Here is a 20134-nt window from a genome sequence, read left to right as displayed (position 1 = left end):
TCAATCCAGCACCCCGGCCGGAGCCGGAGATGCGCTCTTCCACTGGCTCAGCGCAACACCCGCGAACACCACGCTGGCAGCGAGCAGTTGCACGAAAGTCAGCCGCTCACCCAGCAAGCCCCAGGCAAATACCAGGGTGAACACCGGTATCAGGTTGATGAAGCCGGTGGCTTGGCTCGCCGGCAACCACGAGACGCCGAAGTTGTAGAGGCCATAGGCACCCACCGTGACTACGGTGCCGAGGTAGATCATGGCGCCAACGCCCAGTGGGCTGACGGACTCCGGCAAGGGCGAAGTGACCCATGCCAGGGGCAGGAAGAACAGGCTGCCGATGAAGGCCTGCATGGCGGTCAGGAAAAAGGCCGAGTAGCGCGATGACAGGTGCTTGAGCAGCAGCGTATAGCCGGTGGCACAGAGCATGGCGAGGAACTCGTAGAAATTGCCCAGCAGCGGCTGCGGGGCATGGCTATCCGAGTCGCTGGCCAGGCTGAGCCAGACTGCGCCGACCACGGCGAGGACGAAGCCAGCCAGGGTGCCGCGAGTGATCCGTTCATGTAGCAAGCCATAGGCACCCACCGCTACCAGCAGCGGTAGAAGCGCGGTGATCATTCCGGCCTGGGAGGCGCTGGTGTGCTGCAGCGCCAGGGCTTCGAAAATGAAGTAGAGGCAGGGTTCGCAGGCGGCCAGGCCCAGCAGGTATTTCCAGTCGCCAGGCCGGTAGTCGAGGTTGCCTCGCCAGCGCCAGGCGGCAAGGAAGATCAGGCTGCCCAAGGCCATACGCGCGAAAATCACCCAATGCGGAGCGACCTCCTGGAAGGCCAGCTTGAGGGCGATGAAGGAGCTGCCCCAGAGCGCCATGGCCAGCACCAGGCAGACCACCGCCACCAGTCGACCTTGCTGCGCCATGCTTCACCTCCGGGAGAAAGTCGCCAGTCTAGGCGGCCGTCCATGGGGCCAGACAGGCACAGCCGGCAGGAGAAACTGTTGCGTTCACTGGTTCCAGGGCTTGCCGCGGGTTTTCTGGTCCAGCGGCAACTGCTGCAGCACCGCTGCCTTGGCCAGCATATAGGCGCTGACCGGGGCGCTGATGAAGAGGAACAGGCTGATCAGCAACTCGTGCAGGCTGATCCCGCCGGCATCGGCCGAAAAGAACACCAGCGAAGCCATCACCACGCCACCCACGCCCAGGGTGGTGGCCTTGGTCGGGCCATGCAGGCGCATGAAGAAGTCCGGTAGGCGATAGAGGCCGATGGCGCCGATCAGCATGAAGGCACTGCCAAGGATCAGCAGCGCACACACGAGGATTTCCAACCAGAGGGCCAAGTGTTCGCCGGTCATTCGATGATGTCTCCGCGCAGCATGTACTTGGCCACCGCCACGGTGCTGACGAAGCCGAGCACGGCGATCAGCAGTGCGACCTCGAAGAACAGGTTGCTGCCCTTCCAGATGCCGTAGAGCACGAGCATGGCGATGGCGTTGATGTAGAGGGTGTCCAGCGCCAGCACGCGGTCCGGCAGGCAAGGCCCCTTGATGAGCCGCGCCAGGGTCAGCAGCAGCGCCAGGCCGAGCATGGCCAGGCAAAGGGGGATCACTAGGCCGAGCATGGAAAGATCTCCTTCAGCGGCGCCTCGTAGCGCGACTTGATCTCGGCCACCATGGCCGCTTTGTCCGGGACGTCCAGGCCGTGCACGAGGAGTGTCCGGCGATCGGCGCTGAGGTCGGCGGCCAGCGAACCTGGTGTCAGCGACACCACGCTCACCAACACGCTGATGGCCAGTTCGTTGTCCAGCTCGATGGGGACCTCGACGAAGGCGGGACGCAGCGCTTCGACACGGCCGAGGGTCAGGCGCGCCACCTGGAAGTTGGCCACCAGCACGTCCCCCACCACCATCAGCAGGAAGCGCATCAACTTGAGCGGGTGCCAGCGTTTCGGACGCTCGATCAACAGCGGCTGGAAGAAGAACGGAATCGCCCAGCCGAGGAAGCCCCCCATCAGCCAGTGGCCGAAGGCGAAGGAATCCACCAGCAGCAACCAGACGAACAGCAGCAGCAGGCTTTCGGCGGGGTGAGGAAAGATTCTTCGAATCATGCTCCGCTCCCCTCGAGAATGGCGCGGTAAAGGTTCAGGTCATGCAGCTGCATGGCTGTGGCCTGGGCGTAATCGAGCAGTGGCTGGGCAAACGCCACCAGCAGCAGACTGCCGGCCAACAGCAAAAGGGTGGCGAGCAATCGGCCACCGTCCAGCTCCGCGCTGCCGAGCACCTGGTGGCCAGTGCGCCAGAACAATGTGCTGCCCGCGCGGCTCAGGGCGATGAGGCTGACAAAGCCACCGATCAGCAGCACGCTCCACAGCGGCAATGCACCAGCGCCCGGCGGCACTGCCTGGAGCAGCAGGAGCTTGGCGAAGAAGCCCGACAGAGGCGGGAGACCAGCCACCGCAATGGCACCGAAGAAGAACGCCGCGCCAAGGATGTTCGGGTTCTGCAGTGCCGGTCCTTGCACCAGGTGGCCCGCCTTCTCCCCACGCTGCCGGCTGACCAGGTCCGCGAGGAGGAACAGGCCTCCGGCCACCCAGGTGCTGTGCAGCAGATAGAAAAGTGCGGCGCCCTGGGCTTCGGGGGTACCCAGGGCGATGGCTGCCAGCAGGGTGCCGGCGGATACCACCACCAGGTAGGCCAGCAGGCCCTGCAACGTAGTGGCCGCCAGTGCGCCCAGAGCGCCGAGGATTACCGTCGCCAGGGCCAGCGGCCAGAGCCAGGGTTGCGCCAGGTTGGCCAACTCTCCGGCTTCGGGACCGAAGACCAGGCTGTATACCCGCAGGATGGAATAGATGCCCACCTTGGTCATGATCGCGAAGAGCGCGGCCACCGGAGCACTCGCCGCCGCATAGGCGCGTGGCAGCCAGAAGTACAGCGGCAGCAGTGCCGCCTTGAGGGCGAACACCAGCAGCAACACCAGTCCGGCTGCGGCCAGCACCGGGGCATTTTCCGGTCCGGCTGCGGCCACCTGGCGGGCCATGTCGGCCATGTTCAAGGTACCGGTGATGCCGTAGAGGGCGCCCACTGCGATCAGGAACAGCGCCGAACCGGCGAGGTTGAGGATCACGTAGTGCATGCCCGCCTTGACCCGCTCGCCACCTCCGCCATGCAGCAGCAACGCATAGGACGCGATCAGCAGGATTTCGAAGAACACGAAGAGGTTGAACAGGTCGCCCGTGAGGAAGGCGCCGTTGATTCCCAACAACTGGAACTGGAAAAGCGCATGGAAGCGCAGACCGATGCGATCATCGCCGCGCACGGCATAGAGCACGGCGGCGCTGGCCAGTACGGCGGTCGCCAGCAGCATCAGCCCTGCAAGGCGGTCCAGCATCAGGATAATGCCAAAGGGAGGCTGCCAGCTGCCCAGGGCATAGACACGCAACTGGCCATCGCCAGCCTGCTGCATCAGGTACAGCGCCACCGGTATCAGCGCCAGGGTAGCGAGCACCGAAAGGCTGCGTTTGAGGCGCTCGTTGGACGGCAGCACCAGCAGCAGCGCGCCGGTGAACAGCGGAATCAGGACGGGCAGTATCGTCAGGTGGATCATGGCGCCGACTCCCCGTCGGTGTGGCCATCGACATGATCGCTGTTCAGATCACCCACGCCGCGCAGGGCCAGCACCACCACGAAGGCGGTCATGGCGAAGCCGATGACGATGGCGGTCAATACCAGGGCCTGCGGCACGGGGTCGGCAAACTGCACGTCGCGCCCGAGCACCGCCGCTTCACCGGCCAGACGCCCCATGGCAAAGAGGAACAGATTGACTGCGTAGGACAGCAGGGTCAGCCCCAGTACCACCGGAAAAGTCCGGCCGCGCAGCAACAAGTAGATGCCGCTGGCGGTCAACAGGCCGAGGGTTACGGCGAACAGCGCCTCCATCAATGAATCTCCTTGATCGCAGGCGGGGACAGGCTCAGCCGTCCGAGGTTGACCAGTACCAGCAGCGTCGAGCCAACCACGGCCAGATAGACGCCGAGGTCGAACAGCATGGCGGTGGCCAGCTCGAATTCCCCCACCAGCGGCAGCTCGAAATGGCCGAAAGCCGAGGTGAGGAAGTTGCGGCCAAAGGCCCAGCTACCGAGGCCAGTGAGTCCAGCAATGAGCACCCCGGCACCCGCGATGCGCTGGTAATTCAACGGCAGGCGTTGTTCCACCCAGGCAATTCCACTGGCGATGTACTGCAGCACCAGGGCCACCGCGGTGACCAGGCCGGCTATGAATCCGCCACCCGGCAGGTTATGCCCGCGCAGGAAGATGAACACCGAAATCAGCAGGGCCAGGGGAAGCATCAGGCGCGAGAGGGTTTCGAGAATCAGCGGGTGCTTGGCACCGGCCCAGTTGCGCCCCTGGGGGTCGCAGGTCGGATTTTCCAGGCGCAGTCCCGAGAGCATGGCGAAGATACCCACGGCGGCAATCGTCAGGACGGTGATTTCGCCCAGGGTGTCGAAGCCACGGAAGTCCACCAGTATCACGTTGACCACGTTGGTGCCGCCGCCCCCGGATACGCTATTGGCGAGGAAGAAATCGGCGATGCCTTCGTATGGACGGGTCAGCACGGCATAGGCCAGCAACGCCACCATCACGCCTACCGCACAGGCCAGGATGAAATCGCGCAGTCCACGCAGGCTGGAGCTTTCCCCCGGCGTACGAGACGGCAGGTAGTAGAGCGCCAGCATCAGCAGGACCAGGGTCACCACTTCCACCACCAGTTGGGTGAGCGCCAGGTCAGGTGCGGAGAACCGGGCGAATGCCAGTGCTACCAGCAAGCCGGCCACACCGAGGATCATCAGCGCGATCAGCCGCTGGCGATGGAATATCGCCGTCAACACACCAGACAACGCCAGCACCACCAAACCCAGGGCGGTGATGCCGTCCAATGGTGTCAGCGGACGTTCGCCAGCGATCTGCGGCAAGGGCGCGAGAGACAGCGCCACCATCATCATTGCAGCGCCCAGCAGCAGCGACAGGTAACGTTGCAGGGAGCCGTTCTCCAGGTGGCCGGTGATCCAGCGGGCGGCCACGACACAGCGCTGCACTTGCTGCTCGAACACTTCTTTGGCATCGGTATCGGGCAGGTCGGCGTACCAGCGGAACAGCGGCTTGCGCAGTACATAGACCAGCACGCCGCCCACCAGCGCGACCAGGCTCATGGCCAGCGGCAGGTTGAAGCCATGCCAGATCGCCAGGTCATATTCCGGCAAAGTGCCCCCCAGGCTGGCCGAGGCTGCAGTAGCGAGCAGAGGCGCGACCGTGATGCCCGGCAGCATGCCCACCAGCAGGCAGAGGGATACGAGGATCTCCACCGGCACCTTCATGTAGCGCGGCGGCTCGTGAGGCGGGAACTTGGGCAGGACAGCAGGCTCGCCATTGAAGAAGACGTCGTGGACGAAACGCAGCGAATAGGCGACCGAGAAGACCCCGGCGAGGGTCGCCGCCGCCGGCACTACCCAGCTGAAGCTACCCAACAGGTCCTGCTGCAACGTCTCACCGAAGAACATCTCCTTGCTGAGGAAACCGTTCAGCAAGGGCACGCCGGCCATGGCAAGAGAGGCCACCATCGCCAGCACCGCGGTATGCGGCATGTACCGCCACAGCCCGTTGATCAAGCGCATGTCGCGGCTGCCGGTTTCGTGGTCGATGATTCCCGCGGCCATGAAAAGCGAAGCCTTGAACGTGGCGTGGTTGATGATGTGGAACACTGCAGCAACGTTGGAAAGCTGCGAATCGAGGCCGAACAGCAATGTGATCAAGCCGAGATGGCTGATGGTCGAGTAAGCCAGCAGTCCCTTGAGATCATGTTGGAACAACGCCATGCCGGCACCGAACAGCAACGTCGCCAGGCCACTCAGGCTGACCAGGTAGAACCAGAGGTCGGAACCGGACAAGGCCGGATACAGCCGCGCCAGCAGGAACACCCCGGCCTTCACCATGGTGGCCGAGTGCAGGTAGGCGGACACCGGGGTCGGCGCGGCCATGGCGTGGGGCAGCCAGAAATGGAACGGGAACTGCGCGGACTTGGTGAATGCACCCAGCAGCACCAACACCAGCGCCACCGGATAGAGGCTGTGGGCGCGGATCTGCTCGCCTGCGGCAAGCACCTGGGTCAGCTCGAAGCTACCGGCGATATGCCCTACCAGCAATATCCCGGCGAACAACGCCAAGCCACCGCCACCGGTAACCGCCAGCGCCATCCGTGCTCCCTTGCGCGCATCGGAGCGATAACCCCAGAAGCCGATGAGCAGGAACGAAGACAGGCTGGTCAGCTCCCAGAACACCAGCATCAGCAGCAGATTCTCGGACATCACGACGCCCAGCATCGCGCCCATGAACAGCAGCAGGAAAGCAAAGAAGCGCCCCATGGGCTCTTCCTTCGACAGGTAGTAGCGGGCGTAAAGGATCACCAACAGGCCGATGCCGAGAATCAATAGGGCGAACAGGTAGCCCAGGCCATCCAGTCGAAGGTTGAAGCTGAGGCCGAAGCCCGGTAGCCAGGGCTGGACGAAGTTGAGGGTGTGCCCGGCAAAGACGCTATCGGTCTGGGACAACAGGAGAACGAGGCCGGTCAGCGGCAACAATGCGGTGACGGCCGCGCAAACGGAACGGCCAAGGCGCTCGGCCAGCGGCGGAAGAAGTGCCCCGAGAAAGGGCAGCGCGACAATGAGCGCCAGAATCATCCATATCTCCCCTAGGTCAGCGCCAACTTCCTCCAAGTAACGGAAATGGCAAGAAAAAAACCCAGCGATTATCCATTACTATCGATTCATCGCGATAGATTGAATTATTTCAAAACGCTAGCAACTGCGGAGAACGTCCACTCCAAACGGCGATAGCGCCATGACGCTATCGCCGACATTCGTGGAAGCGGGGAGGGAAACAGCAAGCTGTCCCGATTGGGACAGCTTAGCCTCAGTGTGCGACGCGGCTGGTGCCGTTGACCGTCGTGATGCGCACACGCTCGCCCACGCGGAAGACTTCATTGGGTTGGACTTCCTGGACGTAGGCGCGCATCGAACCATCGTCTTCACGTACAGTGATTTCGACGCCCTGGGTACGGGTAACGCCCTCTTCGGCAGCCGCACCCAGCAGACCGCCTGCAACTGCGCCAATCACGGCTGCGACTGCACTGCCGCGACCGGAACCGATGGTGCTGCCGCCAATGCCGCCGACAACAGCCCCGGCACCGGCGCCGATCGGCGTCTTGGTGCCCTCGATCTTCACCGGTCGCAGGGATTCGATGGTGCCCATGCGCACGGTCTGCACTTGTCGAGCTTCGTCACGGGAATAGGTGTCTCCGGTCAGGCTCGACTGACAGCCACCCAGCGCCAGTGCCACTGCCGTGAAAGAGGCAACCAGCAGATAGGGTTTACGCATAGCAATTCCTCCAGAATTAATTACTTGTCCATTAGACTCCGCGCCGCGGAGGCTGTCACCAGAGCGGGCTGACTACTCAGGTATCGTTCAGCCTGAATTCAGCTTTCTGACAGTTTCAAAGGAAATTTCCCACAAGCTCCCTGTCACTCAAGGTTAGCCCATGGACTACTTCATCATCGCGATCACCACCATCGCCGGTCTCTACTTTCACTGGTGGCTGTACGTTCGCATCAAGCGCTGGATTGATCGCGACCTCGCGTTGTCCCTGGCCGGGGGCGACAAGGACAAGCAAGCCTTCATGTTGGAGCAGTTGCAGGCCGCCCGCGCCCAAGGCGTCAGACGCAAGGACCTGCAGGTGTGGCTTGAGCGGGCGGCGCAGCGTTACACCGCCTGAGGGCGGTTAGCGGGGAGCTCCTATAGCCGGGTGATATCGAGCTACGCACCGCGCCCAGCGGGCGTCTTGCCATGCAAGCTCTGGGGGTCGAGGCGAACTTCCGCCACCAGCTCGACTACGGAGCGGAAGCGGGCACCGAGAAAGGCCCGCGCGGCAAACCCCAGGCCGCTGGCCTGCACCTGCGCGCAGGTGCAGGCCATGGTCTCGGCCCTAGCAAGCGGCGATCCGCTGCGCGTAATGCCCCTGGCGCCGCGTCGAGCGATTCCACCTACGTGGGATTGGCATCCTTCTTCAGGCCGGAAACATGAGTGGCGCCACAGGCCCCGCATAGCGGGTTGTCACATCTGCCGCTACTTCGAATTCAACGCCGGAAAGCCGCCAATCAAGGCCGGACGGCTCAACCGTTTCCAGGCGGTAAAGCGGATTCGGGCGCGAGTGGTCGATGGCCTCGCGCCTTCTCTCGGGAAAGTCAGGGTGCCAGGCGCTCGCGAACCCAGGCGCTATCCACGAGCCGGTAATTGAGGCGGTCATGCAGACGGCTCGGGCGCCCCTGCCAGAACTCGATCCGCTCGGGCAGCAAGCGATAGCCGCCCCAATGCGGAGGGCAGCTGGGTGCGCTATCGAGGAATCGCTGTTCGGTATTCGCCAGCAGCGCTTCGAGCTCCGCGCGATCGCGGATCACCCGGCTCTGTGGCGATGCCCAGGCACCCAGGCGGCTACCCAGCGGACGAACCTGGTAGTAGGCGTCGGACTCGGCCGGGCTCACCCGCTCCACCTTGCCCTCGATTCGTACCTGGCGCTCCAGGGCGGGCCAGAAGAAGGTCATGGCGGCGAATGGATTGGCCGACAGTTGATCGCCCTTCGCACTGTCGTAGTTGCTGAAGAAAGTGAATCCGCGCTCATCCAGTCCCTTGAGCAGTAGGACCCGGCAATGGGGACGGCCTTCGGTGTCGACCGTAGCGAGGGTCATGGCGTTGGGCTCGACCGGTAGTTGCTCGGTCTTCACCGCATCGCCGAACCAGCTCTGGAACAGGCTGAAGGGCTCTGCGGGAGCCTGTTCCTCGCTGAGCCCGTCACGGGCATAGTCACGGCGCATATCGGCCAGGGTCTGGGTCATGATTGGCAGTCCTGTGTTCGGAAAACCAATAGCTTACCCAAGCCAGGCCTATTCGGTTTGATCTGCCGCAACCACCTTCTTGGCCTTGTCCAGCGGCTCCGGCTTGGCCGGCTTGTTGTACTGGGCTATTAGCGCAACCAGGGTTTCCTGCGGCGTCAGGATCATCTCGACACGGCGGTTGAGGGAACGGCCCTGCTGGCTGTCGTTGGCGGCGCGCGGCATATCCGAGCCCAGCCCCTTCAGGGACAGGCGATCACGCTGCAGGCCGCTCAGGCGGAAGATCGCCGCAACGGACTGGGCGCGCTCCTGGCTGAGCTTGCGGTTGATTTCGTCCTTGCCGGAGCTATCTGCATGGCCCAGGACCAGCACCGCGGTCTTGGGATCGCCTTCCACCAGCTTCGCCACTCTGGTAATGGGGCCAAGGGTGATAGGCAGCAGCATGCTCGGGCGATCCGGGTTGTAGGACGGGTCGACCGGCAGGGTCACCACCAGCACGTTCTCACGACGCTCCAATTCCAGCTTGCTGCCCTTCACCGCCTCGCGCAGGCGCGGCTCGTACTGATCGAGCCAAGCCTGGGTCGCCTTGGTATCCACCTTGGCAACCTTGGTTTGCTTGGCCTTTTCGTCACCACCAAAGGGCCACCAGCCCTTGCTGGCGGAGACGGTCTTCTCGGGTTTGGCAACAGGCGCCTCGGCCTTCTGCTGGCCAAGCATGCTGCAGCCGGAGGCAGACACACAGAGGATCAGGGTGGAAATCTTTAACAGCTTCATGGGGCAGGATTCCGTAGTCGCTGAAGGCCGCTCGCCAGCATCAGCTGATGGCGTTTTAATCTCTCAATCGAGCTTAAATTTTCGCGCCAAGCCTTTAATCAGCAAAGAAATAAACAGGGTATCTGACGAGTGGCTCAGCCCAGGCAGTCTTTGACCACGCGTGCCAGTTTTTGCGCTCGCGGGTCCATCAGCACATAGGGGCCGAGGGTGTTGGTGACGAAGCCGAAGGCCAGTTCGCGCTCCGGGTCGGCAAAGCCGGTGGAGCCGCCTGCGCCGGGATGGCCGAAGGCGTAACGGCCCATGCCATAGGTGGCATTTGTTACGTCCGGTTGATCGAGCATGCAGCCGAGGCCGAAGCGGGTGGAGGTCAGCAGGGTGAGGTCCTCGCCCTGGGCGTGTTCACGGGTCAGTTCGGCGAGCAGCTCCGAGTCCAGTAGCTCGCCGTCCAGCAAGGCGGCATAGAAACCCGCCACGCTGCGCGCGTTGCCGTGGCCATTGGCCGCAGGCTGCTGCATGCGACGCCATTCCGGCTTGTTCGTGCTGGTCATGATCGACGGCGGATTGGTGAACGAGCGGGTACTGACCGACGTCGGCTCGGTCATCATGCTCTTGAGCAGCCGCTGCGCCGCGGCATCCCCCATGTTGCCCTTGGCACGTGCGATATGGGCGACGCGATGGAACTCCTCATCCGCCAGGCCCACATGAAAATCCAGCCCCAGAGGTTGGGCGATGCGGGCAGCGATGGACTCGCCCGGTCCCCGGCCATCGGCTCGGCGAATCAGCTCGCCAACCAGCCAGCCGTAGGTGATAGGCGCATAGCCATGAGCCTCCCCGGGTGTCCACCAAGGCTCTTCAGCAGCCAGGGCCGACGTCATCGCTTCCCAATCGTAGAGGGCCTCGGCCGGTAACAAGGCGCGAATCGCGGGCAGGCCGGCGCGGTGACAAAGCAGTTGGCGAACGCTAATTCGCTCCTTTCCTGCTGCAGCGAACTCAGGCCAGTAGCGCGCCACGGGGGCGTCCAGTTCCAGTTTGCCCTCCCCCACCAGCTGCAACAGCGTTACGGAGGCGAAGGTCTTGGTGCAGGAAAACAGGTTGAGGATAGTGTCGCTGTGCCAGGCCTGCTGGCCATCCTTGTCGGCCACGCCGGCCCAGAGATCGAGCACCGTCTCGCCACCGACCTGCACGCAAAGGGCGGCGCCGCGCTCCTGCGGATCAGCGAAGAGTTCGGCGAACGCGTCTCTCGCCGCTTCGAAGCGCAAGTCGAAATAGCCCTGGGTCTGCACCGGCATGCTCCTGAAAGAAAATGGAGGCGGCATTGTTCCAGCCTTGCCGCCCCTTGTGAACCGTGCCGAAGACGGGTCACCCATCAGGGCTTCCCGGCTTCCTCCTGGTTCGGAGCGGCCGGCTGGGCGGGTTCCTCAGCCTTGGGCTGTTCTGCCGGTTCGGCAGTCGGTTGTTCAGCCTCTTGGGCTGGCTCCACGGGCTTTTCTGCCGCTGTCGGCTTGGCCGCTTCCTTGGGCTGCTCCTTCACCGGCGTCTTGGGCTGCTCCTTCGAGGGAGCTTGGGGCTGCACAGGCTTGTTGATATCAGCGGCCAACGCCAGGTTCGCCTTGCGCACGGCCTCGACGAAGCCCTGCCATGGGCGGTCAGTGATGCCGACCAGTCCCAGGTGGCCGTTCTCGCCGTCCAGCAGACGGCCAGTGGCGGGCTGGTCGAGGTACTGGAACCAGTGGGCGCCGACGATCAGCGGCTCCTCGGCTGCCTTCTTGAGATAAGCGGCGTAAGCCGGACCGCGCTCTTCTTCCTTGTAGACCTCGGAGACGCCACCCCAGAACGGACCGCGGTCACGGGAGCCGAAGTGGAATTCGGTGAGCATCAGGGGCTTGTCGAGGCGACGCAGCAAATCCATGTCCAGGCCGTGCTGCGGCTCACGGGTGTAACGGTTGAAGCTGATCACGTCGCAGTACTGCGCGCAGGACTCGATGGCCTCGGGCACGGTTGCGGCGAAACGACCACCTAGCAGCATATGGTTTGGCGCATGCCACTTCATGGAGTCGGCGATGGTTTTGAAATAGGTGTCTGCAAAGAAGCGCTGGAAGCGCTGGAAGTCTTCCTCGATGGCCGGGTGCTCCGGATTCGGCAGCGGAGGTTCGAAGCCCGGGTCTTCCATCAGCTCCCAGGCTTGCAAATCGATGCCCCAGGCTTTCGAGAGGCCCTGCTGGTTACGGTACTTGTCGCGCAGCTGCTTGAGGAAAGCGCGCTTGGCAGGCACGTCGGTCGTCAGGCGCAGGGTGCCGTAGGCCAGCGCGTAACGGGCCCTAGGGTCTTCGCTATGGCCGCCCCAGGCAAGTTCGTTATCGGCGAAGAAGCCGAGCAGCCAGGGATCGTCGCGATGGTCGCGGGCGGCAATGGCGATAGCGCGCTCCGCCGCCATCGCAAATCGCGGGTCGAAGGGGTCGGGCATGCCGCCCCACCAGTCGAAGCCCGTCTTGATGGTGGCGTAGTCACCGTGAATGGACAGAGGCAGCGTGTAGGGCATGCGCTGACTGTTGTTGAAGGCCGGGTCGCTCCAGTTGCCGACGGTATTGAAGCCCCACGCCTTGAGACGATCCAGGCTGTGGCGAACCCAGCGCTGCGGATCATTCCCGCCGTAGGTGCGCTCGATGTTGGCGCCGTAGAAGTCGTACCAGCGGCCCTGGTTGAATTCGCGCCCCTTGTTGGCGTCGGTTTCGGCACGGTCGTCGCCTTTGCCGAAATGGCCGGCCAGTGGCTCGTTGTCCTTCGGCAGTGCCTTGAACATGGCTTCCCGGCCCTCGACGTAGGTCTGGCTCAACCCCGGAGTCACCGCGTTGACGCCCAGCGAGAAGAACGGATGGCCTTCCGGGGTGACCAGGAACCAGCGACCATTACGCTTCTCGGTACGGAAGAAGCCGCTGGCTTCGAAGGTTTCACCACCCAGCCAGCCACCGTAGGTGTCCTGCTGCGGCAACTTGGCCGTCCAGTCGGCAAGCTGTTTCACTTCGTCCCCGGGGGCCTTCTTCAGCTGCTCGTCATTCTTCACCTTACCCGGCCAATCAGCGCGGGTGTACTGGCCGTAGGCGTCCATCAGGCCGTCGTAGAAGGCTTCTTGCTGATCTTTCTCTTCAGTTCCGAAACGACCGAGCAGCACGTTCTGGGCGGCAGTCGGCTGGCTCAGGGAAAGCGTCACAGAGGCGACCTTGCTGCGGTCGATCTCGCCGTTGACCAGTGTCGCCGGCAGCCAGCGCTTGCCATCGGCGGTCCAGGGTACCGGCGGCGCCGCTCTCATTCCGTGGGCATTGGGTGATGTTGCGGAAAGGGGGACGAGCAAGGTTTGCGCCGGTCCGGCCGGCAGCGCTACCTGGGTGGTCAGAACCTTGCCATCGGTGCTTTCGATGGCCACGTCCAAGGTAATTGCCCAGTCCTGCGCACTCTGGATGCGCAGGCTCATCGCCTCGGCCTTGGTCCAGTCCCAGGTACCGCTCTGCGGGGTCAGGCGCAGGCTGGGCTTCTCCGCTGCATTGAAAGTGAGACGGCGCAGGACTTCGCCATTCGCGGTGGTTTCAGCGGTCACGCTCGGCAGGTTGGCGTCCTGGGTGGTCACCTGCACCGCATCCAGCGGCCGGACGAAGTTGAACAGGGTCTCCGCCTGGGCAATCAGGGGAATTCCCGACATCCCGAAAAGGATGGCCAGGGCGAGGGGGCGTTTTGGTATCGAAAGCATCGGACCGGAGTTCCCAAGAGAATGCTGAGCATAGACCGCAAAAAGTTCGTATCTCGCCAACTGTGCGACAAAACGAAGCGGGACAAGGCGGGCGCTCTGGGCGTCCGCAAAAACCCCGGCATCATCGCAGATGGGGGGCGCTCAGCGTCAAGGGCAGTCCTGTATCAGGCGATCTCGCGACGGAACGGCGGCAGGGCATCGAGAATGGCGCGGCCGTAGCGCTGGGTGACCACGCGTCGATCCAACAGCGTGATGGTGCCTCGGTCGGCCTCTGTACGCAGCAGGCGACCACATGCCTGCACCAGACGCAGGGAGGCATCGGGCACGGCAATCTCCATGAAGGGGTTACCGCCGCGGGCCTCGATCCAATCGGACAACGCCGCTTCCACCGGGTCGTCCGGTACGGCGAAGGGAATTTTGGCGATCACCACGTGTTCGCAGTAGGCACCCGGCAAGTCGACACCTTCGGAGAAGCTCGCCAAACCGAAGAGCACGCTGGGCTCGCCGTCGTCCACCCGTGCCTTGTGCTTGTTCAAGGTTTCCTGCTTGGACAGGTTGCCCTGGATCAGCACGCGCTTGCGCCAGTCACGGTCCAGCCCTTCGAAGACATCCTGCATCTGCCGACGCGAGGCAAACAGCACCAGCGTGCCGCGTGCGCCCTCCACCAGAGCAGGCAATTCACGGACGATGGCGGCAGTGTGAGCGGCGGCATCGCGCGGGTCGGCTTTCAGGTCAGGAACACGCAACAGACCGGCATCGGCATGCTGGAACGGGCTAGGCACGACGGCAGTGACCGCGACCTTGGGCAGGCCGGCGCGCATGCGGAAACGGTCAAACTTGCCCAGCGCGGTGAGGGTTGCGGAAGTGACCAGCGCACCGTATGCCACATTCCACAGGTTACGGCGTAGCGTCTCAGCGGCGAGGATGGGGCTGGCATTGACCTCGATGTCATGCAGCGCCCCGCTTTCAGCGAGCGTCAGCCAGCGCGCCATGGGCGGACTGTCCTCCGGATCTTCGACGGTGAAGGCCGTCCACAGCTCCCAATTACCCTGGGCACGAGACAGCAGGCTACCGAACAGGGGATACCACTCTTCGGCCTGATGACTGGCGACGCCGATGCTGGCTTCACCGTCCATGGCTTCCTTGAGCAACTCGGTCAGCCGGGTGAAGACGTCGTGCAGCCTGGAGAAGCCTTTCTTCAGCTCGATACCCAACTCTCGCAGGTGCTCCGGCACAACACCGGCCTCGAAACGATGGCGGGGACGGTCGCGGCCTTCCATGTCCTCACCGGCGCGGAAGTCCGCAATCTCCTCACAAGCGTTGAACATGAACTGCTGGTGAGTACGAATCTCCCGAGCCAACTCGGGTACGCCTTCCACCAGACGACCGAAATCGCCTGGGAGGGGGTTCTGCACCAACAGCTTGGTGAGATTCTTCGCCACCTGTTCCAGCCAATCGGCGGTGGAACGCAGTCGGGTGTAATGGGCGAAGTGGCCGATGGCCTTGTCCGGCAGGTGATGACCTTCGTCGAACACGTACAGCGTTTCGCGCGGGTCCGGCAGTACGGCACCACCGCCCAGGGCCAGGTCGGCGAGCACCATGTCATGGTTGGTGACGATGACGTCCACCTTGGTCATACCTTCCCGTGCCTTATAGAAAGCGCACTGCTGGAAGTTCGGGCAATGGCGTTTGGTGCACTGGCTGTGGTCGGTAGTGACGCGAGCCCAGTCCTGGTCCTCGATGGCTTCAGGCCAGGAATCGCGATCGCCGTCCCAACGGTTGCCGGCGAGGCGTTCGATCATCTGATTGAGGAGTTTCTGCCCTTTCTCGTCGACGTCGATGGTGAAGCCTTCGTCGGCGAACAGCTGGGCCGTGGCACTCTGCGCCTGGCCTTCCTGCAGCAGCATGTCGAGCTTGGACAGACAGAGATAGCGGCCACGCCCCTTGGCCAGGGCGAAGCTGAAGTTCAGGCCGCTGTTGCGCATCAGGTCGGGCAGGTCCTTGTGGACGATCTGCTCCTGCAGCGCCACGGTGGCGGTGGCAATCACCAGGCGTTTGCCGGCAGCCTTTGCTGCGGGAATGGTCGCCAGGCTGTAGGCCACGGTCTTGCCCGTACCGGTACCCGCCTCCACCGCCACCACGGCAGGCTCGCCCTCGCGGTGACCTTCGTCGTCCACGGGAATGGCACCCAGGGCCTTGGCTACCTCGGCAATCATCAGGCGCTGGCCATAGCGGGCCTTCAGCCCCTTGGCTTCGAGAAAACGGCTGTAGGCGCCCTGGATCTGGGATTTGAGTTCGGTGCTGAGCATGGATGACTGCGGCGGGAAGAGCTGGATAAATTTTCAGTACTTTAACAGGACGGCTATGATAGCGCGCCTTCTTTTACCCGCCGAATGGAGTTGACCGGATGACTGCCCACGCAGCCCTTTACGCCCTGCATCTGCTGGCCGCCCTGGTATGGGTCGGCGGCATGTTCTTCGCCTGGATGATCCTGCGCCCCGCCGCCGTCGCCACCTTGGAGCCCCCGGTCAGGCTGCGTCTCTGGCTGGATGTGTTCCGCCGTTTCTTCTATTGGGTATGGCCGGCGGTCCTGGTCCTGCCCTTCACCGGCGTGGGCATGCTGCATATGTCGTACGCCAGCATGGAAACCGCGCCGCGCTATGTGCACATGATGATCGGTCTGTATGTGGCGATGCTGGCACTGTTCCTGAGGGTGAGTGCCTTGCTGCTGCCGCAGCTGCGTGCGGCGGTGAATGCGGAAAACTGGCCGGAGGGGGGCGCGGTGCTCGGTCGCATCCGCCGCGTGGTGGGATTCAACCTGCTGATCGGGCTGACGCTGGTGACCATAGTCGCCATTCGCCCCAGTTTCTGAATCAGGCGCACGTCCCTGTGCGCCTGCCCTCGATCAGAATCGTACGACCTTGAAGCTGCCGGTATTGCCGGCAGCACCGACCTTGCCGGGTTGCCCGGCGCGCCCGCTCTTGGCGCCGTCGGCCTTGTACAGCAAGCAGCCTTTGCCGGCACCTCCATGGCCACCGGCACCGCCCTCTCCCGCAGCGCCGCCCACGCCACCTTCGAGACGCACGCGCACCAGATCCACCGGGAAAGATGCCGGCACTTCAAGGCGCACCTGACCGCCCGCACCACCAGCCTCGCCATCGGTGCCGGGTTGACCGTCCCAGCCACGGCCGGCGGAGCCCCAGAGGCAACCGGCAGCATCGCCGTCGGCGCCAGCCAGCCCCGGCCGTCCCGGTGCGCCGATGCCGCCGCGCACATCCAGGGTCATTTCATTCACTTGGACATCCACCAGGCGCAGTTCGAGGTTGCGTCCCGCGCTAGCCGGTCTGCTCATGCTGCCGGCCGCGCCCGATGCGGTGATATGGCTGCCGGTACCGATCTCGCCATGCTGCACTTCGAGACGAAAAGCCTTCTCGGACGGTGCGATGCCAAGTCGGGCCTCGCGCCCCATGCGCAACTCGCCAATGCGCAGCTCGGTAACGCCTGCGGGAATCAGTAGTGTGGCGTAGTCGGCCACTTCGACCTGGTCGAGACTGAGGCTCCCAGCTCTGGGGGGCAGCTTGAGGAAGTTGTGAGCGTCCACCTTCACCTGGCCCTGGGCCAGGGCGACGGGGGTGATCAGTGCGAGCAGGAGGCCCAGCTTACGCATGACGTGCCTCCTTGCCGCGATGACGCGGAATGCTGAGCAGATGGAAGACGCCGAACAGGAGCAGCTGCAGGCGGTCCTGCCAGGGATTGGCGCGGCCGTGCAGCAAGGAATTGAACAGCATGATTTCGAACAGGTGGACCAGGATCAGCAGGATTCCGGCACCGTTGAGCAGCATGTCGAATGGTTTTGTGAACGGTGCAGCGACGTTGGCAATGACGACCAGCCAGAACAACAGGGCAACTACCTTGCCCAGCCCCATGAATAAACGCATGCCTTCCTCCCGGCATTGTTCGAGTTTTTGCGGAACATACGCCGAAGCCCGGCGACGCACCAGTGCGTCGCCGGGAAAAGCATTCACTTGCAATCGACTCCTTGATACGGCGCAGGAAATCCGTCAGCGGTCGACCTGGATTTCCACCCTGCGATTCTGCGCGCGCCCGGCATCCGTCTCGTTGTCCGCCACCGGTTTGCTCTCGCCCACGCCTTCGGTCGTCAGCTTGTCAGCAGGTACGCCCTGGCTCGCCAGGAAGTCCGCCACGCTCCTCGCCCGTCGCTCGGAAAGCCCCTGGTTGTACTGATCGGAACCCACGCTGTCGGTGTGGCCGATCACCTTGACGCTGACCAGGTTGGCGCCAGTGAGTCGATTGGCAACTGCTGCCAGTTGGTCTTTCGCTGCAGAGGTCAGTTCGGCCGAATCGAATGCGAAGAGCACGTTGCCCATATCGCTGAGGACGATGACTTCGTCCTGTGGCGGCGGGACGGGCTCCGGAGGTGCCTGCGGATAAGTCCGTTCCGGACAGCCCCGGCTATCGACCGTCGCTCCGGCGGGTGTATTGGGGCAGGTATCGCGACGATCGAAAACACCATCGCCATCGGCATCGCCATCCTGCGCAAAGCAGATGAGGCCACCGACTATGGCACCTGCCGCGGCACCACCGGCCGCCCAGGCAGAACTTTCCACGGCGCCTAACCCACCACCTACGAGACCACCGACCAGACTACAGATTGGCCAATTCCCCTGATTCAACACCGCACGGCCATCACTGGACGTGGACGCGCAACCAGACAGGAAACTGCTGACCAGAAGAAGTGAAATCGCAACCCGGGGAAGTTGGTTGCCCATGATGATTCTCCTGTGCCACCGGCCAGGCCGGTAACACAGGAGTAAAGACCCGGCGCCCACGGCGCACAAGGCGCGCGCCGCAGGCTTACCGGGGTTTAACGGTCGATCTGGATTTCTACGCGACGGTTCATGGAGCGACCGTCTTTGGTGGAGTTGTCGGCCACTGGCTGGCTTTCACCCGCACCACCAACACTGACGATATTGGAGGCCGGGATGCCGCTGCGCACCAGATAGTCTGCAACCGCATGGGCGCGACGCTCGGAGAGTTTCTGGTTGTAGGCGTCGGAACCAACGCTGTCAGTGTGACCGGTGATGGTCAACTTGGCGTCAGGTGCTTCGTTTTTCAGGCGAGTAGCTACGTTGTCGAGGGTGGCTTCGTCTGCCGCATCGAGTTTCGAGGAGTCGAAGGCGAACAGCAGGTCACGGACAACAATGGTTTCGTGCTCGACGACCACTTCTTCAACCACTGGCTCTTCTGCCTTGAGCGGGCAACCGTCAGCGTCCACTTGGGTGCCGGGTGGTGTGCCAGGGCACTTGTCACGGCTGTCGAATACGCCATCGCCGTCTTCGTCACCATCGCCGTGTACCCAGCAATAGGCAGCTGCCGTACCGGCGCCGATCAAGGCGCCCCAGCCAGCGTATGTACTGCTTTCGATCGCACCCAGCCCCGCACCTACCACACCCCCTACTGCTGCACACTTGGGCCAGTCGGTCTTCTGCAGACCGGCGCAACCGGTCAACAAGCTGGTCACCAGGATTAGGGGTAAAGCTGTCCGTGTAATGCTCATAAGCGAGTCTCCTCTTAGAATCGGCCCATACCGACAATTAGGGAGTAAAGACGCCAGCCCCGGAAACCGCCAGCACTAGGCCATGACTCGCCTTCGGGCTAGTCTTGCTCCACTTGTTCGAGGATTTTCGATGACTGACAGCTTCTCTTTCCGCACACCCCAGCAGGCACTCGCGGCCCTGCTCGAACGCTACGCGCCGCAAAGCCTCCTGCTGGTGGGCAACAGCCCGCTTCCTGCCCTGGAAGCGTTCGCCGCCGCACACCCCGACAGCCAGGTCGTGCAAGTGCCAGCCGGAACGCTGCCAGCGGAACAGGCCGCAAAGCGCTTCGACCTCGCCCTGCTGGCGGACTGCCTGGAACACCTGCCCAAGCGAACCGGACTGGAACTGCTTGGCGGTATCCGTAATCTGAATGCCAGTCGGGTGGCGGTGCTGGCCGACCTCAGTGCCTGCGGCTGGCGGGACACCGACTTCTTTTCTCTCGCTCTCCAGGCAAGCGAGCGCTTTCGCCGCGAAGAGCAGACCCTCACTCTGTTCACCTACGACCTGCGCGAATACAAGCAGGTCCCCGATTGGCTGAACGCGAAGTTCTGGGCCAACCCGGAAAACTTCGGCAAATACTGGTGGTAAGCCATGAGCACTGCGATCTGCCCCTGCGGAAGTGGCAACCGCCTCGAAGTCTGCTGCGGCCGCCATCATGTCGGTCATCCTGCCGCCAGCGCCGAGGCACTGATGCGTTCGCGTTACAGCGCCTATGTACTGGGCCTGGTGGATTATCTGGTGGAAACCACCCTGCCCGCCCAGCGCTCCGGGCTGGATATCGAGGCCATCCGCGCCTGGAGCCTTGGCAGCACCTGGCTCGGGCTGGAGGTGGAATGCCATGAGTTGCTCGGCGGCCAGCCGGAGCACGCGTTCGTTACCTTCACTGCACGCTGGCACGACCAGAGTGGTGAGCACAGCCATCGTGAACGTTCGGCTTTCGTCCAGGCGGATAACCACTGGTACTTCCTCGACCCGACCGTCCCGGTGAAGGCGAGCCGCAACGATCCTTGCCCTTGTGGCAGTGGCCTCAAGTTCAAGAAATGTTGCTCGAGTTATTTCTGAGGCACTGACAAAAAAGGCCCG

At 63.3% G+C, this 20134-nt stretch carries 22 protein-coding genes; 4 read left to right on the top strand and 18 right to left on the bottom strand.

Annotated elements, in window-relative coordinates:
• The 8 genes from D6Z43_RS00710 to D6Z43_RS00675 form a co-directional block, all read right to left on the bottom strand.
• Positions 1–906 (bottom strand): DMT family transporter, encoded by a 906-nt coding sequence (locus D6Z43_RS00710; protein ID WP_120649811.1) that lies wholly within the window; start codon positions 904–906, stop codon positions 1–3.
• Positions 907–990: 84 nt separating this feature from the next.
• Positions 991–1338, bottom strand: coding sequence for a Na+/H+ antiporter subunit G (locus D6Z43_RS00705; RefSeq protein WP_120649810.1), 348 nt, complete (start codon positions 1336–1338; stop codon positions 991–993).
• Positions 1335–1604: a K+/H+ antiporter subunit F gene (locus D6Z43_RS00700; RefSeq protein ID WP_120649809.1), complete on the bottom strand. Its 270-nt coding sequence runs from the start codon at positions 1602–1604 to the stop codon at positions 1335–1337. Before D6Z43_RS00700 ends, D6Z43_RS00705 begins: the two co-directional genes overlap by 4 nt.
• Complete coding sequence (locus tag D6Z43_RS00695; RefSeq protein WP_120649808.1) at positions 1592–2089, bottom strand: Na+/H+ antiporter subunit E; 498 nt, start codon at positions 2087–2089, stop codon at positions 1592–1594. The genes D6Z43_RS00700 and D6Z43_RS00695 overlap by 13 nt, the downstream gene beginning before the upstream one ends.
• Positions 2086–3585 (bottom strand): monovalent cation/H+ antiporter subunit D, encoded by a 1500-nt coding sequence (locus D6Z43_RS00690; protein WP_120649807.1) that lies wholly within the window; start codon positions 3583–3585, stop codon positions 2086–2088. Before D6Z43_RS00690 ends, D6Z43_RS00695 begins: the two co-directional genes overlap by 4 nt.
• The gene (locus D6Z43_RS00685; protein ID WP_120649806.1) at positions 3582–3917 is read right to left on the bottom strand and encodes a Na+/H+ antiporter subunit C; all 336 of its coding nucleotides are present in this window, start codon (positions 3915–3917) and stop codon (positions 3582–3584) included. The genes D6Z43_RS00690 and D6Z43_RS00685 overlap by 4 nt, the downstream gene beginning before the upstream one ends.
• Positions 3917–6712, bottom strand: coding sequence for a monovalent cation/H+ antiporter subunit A (locus D6Z43_RS00680; RefSeq protein ID WP_120649805.1), 2796 nt, complete (start codon positions 6710–6712; stop codon positions 3917–3919). Before D6Z43_RS00680 ends, D6Z43_RS00685 begins: the two co-directional genes overlap by 1 nt.
• A 232-nt stretch (positions 6713–6944) precedes the next feature.
• Positions 6945–7409 carry a glycine zipper 2TM domain-containing protein gene (locus D6Z43_RS00675; protein WP_120649804.1) on the bottom strand — a complete coding sequence of 155 codons (465 nt, stop codon included), beginning with the start codon at positions 7407–7409 and terminating at the stop codon, positions 6945–6947.
• Positions 7410–7569: 160 nt separating this feature from the next.
• Here D6Z43_RS00675 and D6Z43_RS00670 point away from each other — a divergent pair, with 160 nt between their 5' ends.
• Positions 7570–7803: a hypothetical protein gene (locus D6Z43_RS00670; RefSeq protein ID WP_120649803.1), complete on the top strand. Its 234-nt coding sequence runs from the start codon at positions 7570–7572 to the stop codon at positions 7801–7803.
• Between the two features lie 41 nt (positions 7804–7844).
• On the opposite strand, the gene D6Z43_RS27750 is transcribed toward D6Z43_RS00670, so the two are convergent.
• The 6 genes from D6Z43_RS27750 to dinG form a co-directional block, all read right to left on the bottom strand.
• Positions 7845–8003, bottom strand: a complete 159-nt coding sequence (locus tag D6Z43_RS27750; protein ID WP_153917297.1) for a hypothetical protein — start codon at positions 8001–8003, stop codon at positions 7845–7847.
• Between the two features lie 269 nt (positions 8004–8272).
• On the bottom strand, positions 8273–8920 hold the full coding sequence (pdxH, locus tag D6Z43_RS00665) for a pyridoxamine 5'-phosphate oxidase (protein ID WP_120649802.1): 648 nt from the start codon (positions 8918–8920) through the stop codon (positions 8273–8275).
• Positions 8921–8968: 48 nt separating this feature from the next.
• A complete protein-coding gene (locus tag D6Z43_RS00660) occupies positions 8969–9634 on the bottom strand; it encodes an OmpA family protein (protein ID WP_256661059.1) in 666 nt (221 codons plus the stop codon).
• Between the two features lie 191 nt (positions 9635–9825).
• A complete protein-coding gene (locus D6Z43_RS00655) occupies positions 9826–10974 on the bottom strand; it encodes a serine hydrolase domain-containing protein (protein WP_120655155.1) in 1149 nt (382 codons plus the stop codon).
• 83 nt (positions 10975–11057) lie between these two features.
• Positions 11058–13433: a beta-galactosidase gene (locus D6Z43_RS00650; RefSeq protein ID WP_120649800.1), complete on the bottom strand. Its 2376-nt coding sequence runs from the start codon at positions 13431–13433 to the stop codon at positions 11058–11060.
• 164 nt (positions 13434–13597) lie between these two features.
• Positions 13598–15742 carry an ATP-dependent DNA helicase DinG gene (gene dinG, locus D6Z43_RS00645; protein WP_120649799.1) on the bottom strand — a complete coding sequence of 715 codons (2145 nt, stop codon included), beginning with the start codon at positions 15740–15742 and terminating at the stop codon, positions 13598–13600.
• A gap of 98 nt (positions 15743–15840) precedes the next feature.
• On the opposite strand from dinG, the gene D6Z43_RS00640 reads away from it, so the two are divergent.
• A complete protein-coding gene (locus D6Z43_RS00640) occupies positions 15841–16305 on the top strand; it encodes a CopD family protein (protein WP_120649798.1) in 465 nt (154 codons plus the stop codon).
• A 33-nt stretch (positions 16306–16338) separates the two neighbouring features.
• On the opposite strand, the gene D6Z43_RS00635 is transcribed toward D6Z43_RS00640, so the two are convergent.
• The 4 genes from D6Z43_RS00635 to D6Z43_RS00620 all read right to left on the bottom strand — a co-directional run bounded on the left by D6Z43_RS00635 (position 16339) and on the right by D6Z43_RS00620 (position 19011).
• On the bottom strand, positions 16339–17100 hold the full coding sequence (locus D6Z43_RS00635) for a collagen-like protein (RefSeq protein ID WP_120649797.1): 762 nt from the start codon (positions 17098–17100) through the stop codon (positions 16339–16341).
• On the bottom strand, positions 17093–17371 hold the full coding sequence (locus D6Z43_RS00630) for a DUF1145 domain-containing protein (protein WP_120649796.1): 279 nt from the start codon (positions 17369–17371) through the stop codon (positions 17093–17095). Before D6Z43_RS00630 ends, D6Z43_RS00635 begins: the two co-directional genes overlap by 8 nt.
• 123 nt (positions 17372–17494) lie before the next feature.
• Complete coding sequence (locus D6Z43_RS00625) at positions 17495–18223, bottom strand: OmpA family protein (protein ID WP_120649795.1); 729 nt, start codon at positions 18221–18223, stop codon at positions 17495–17497.
• Positions 18224–18318: 95 nt separating this feature from the next.
• The gene (locus D6Z43_RS00620; protein WP_120649794.1) at positions 18319–19011 is read right to left on the bottom strand and encodes an OmpA family protein; all 693 of its coding nucleotides are present in this window, start codon (positions 19009–19011) and stop codon (positions 18319–18321) included.
• Between the two features lie 130 nt (positions 19012–19141).
• On the opposite strand from D6Z43_RS00620, the gene D6Z43_RS00615 reads away from it, so the two are divergent.
• Both D6Z43_RS00615 and D6Z43_RS00610 read left to right on the top strand, forming a co-directional pair.
• On the top strand, positions 19142–19639 hold the full coding sequence (locus D6Z43_RS00615; RefSeq protein WP_120649793.1) for a DUF6231 family protein: 498 nt from the start codon (positions 19142–19144) through the stop codon (positions 19637–19639).
• 3 nt (positions 19640–19642) lie between these two features.
• Positions 19643–20113: a YchJ family protein gene (locus tag D6Z43_RS00610; protein WP_120649792.1), complete on the top strand. Its 471-nt coding sequence runs from the start codon at positions 19643–19645 to the stop codon at positions 20111–20113.
• Positions 20114–20134 lie beyond the last annotated feature (21 nt).

It is taken from the genome of Pseudomonas sp. DY-1 (assembly GCF_003626975.1).
GTDB lineage: Bacteria > Pseudomonadota > Gammaproteobacteria > Pseudomonadales > Pseudomonadaceae > Metapseudomonas.
Note: the sequence above shows the minus strand (reverse complement) of the source record. Positions and strands in the feature narration are given on the sequence as shown.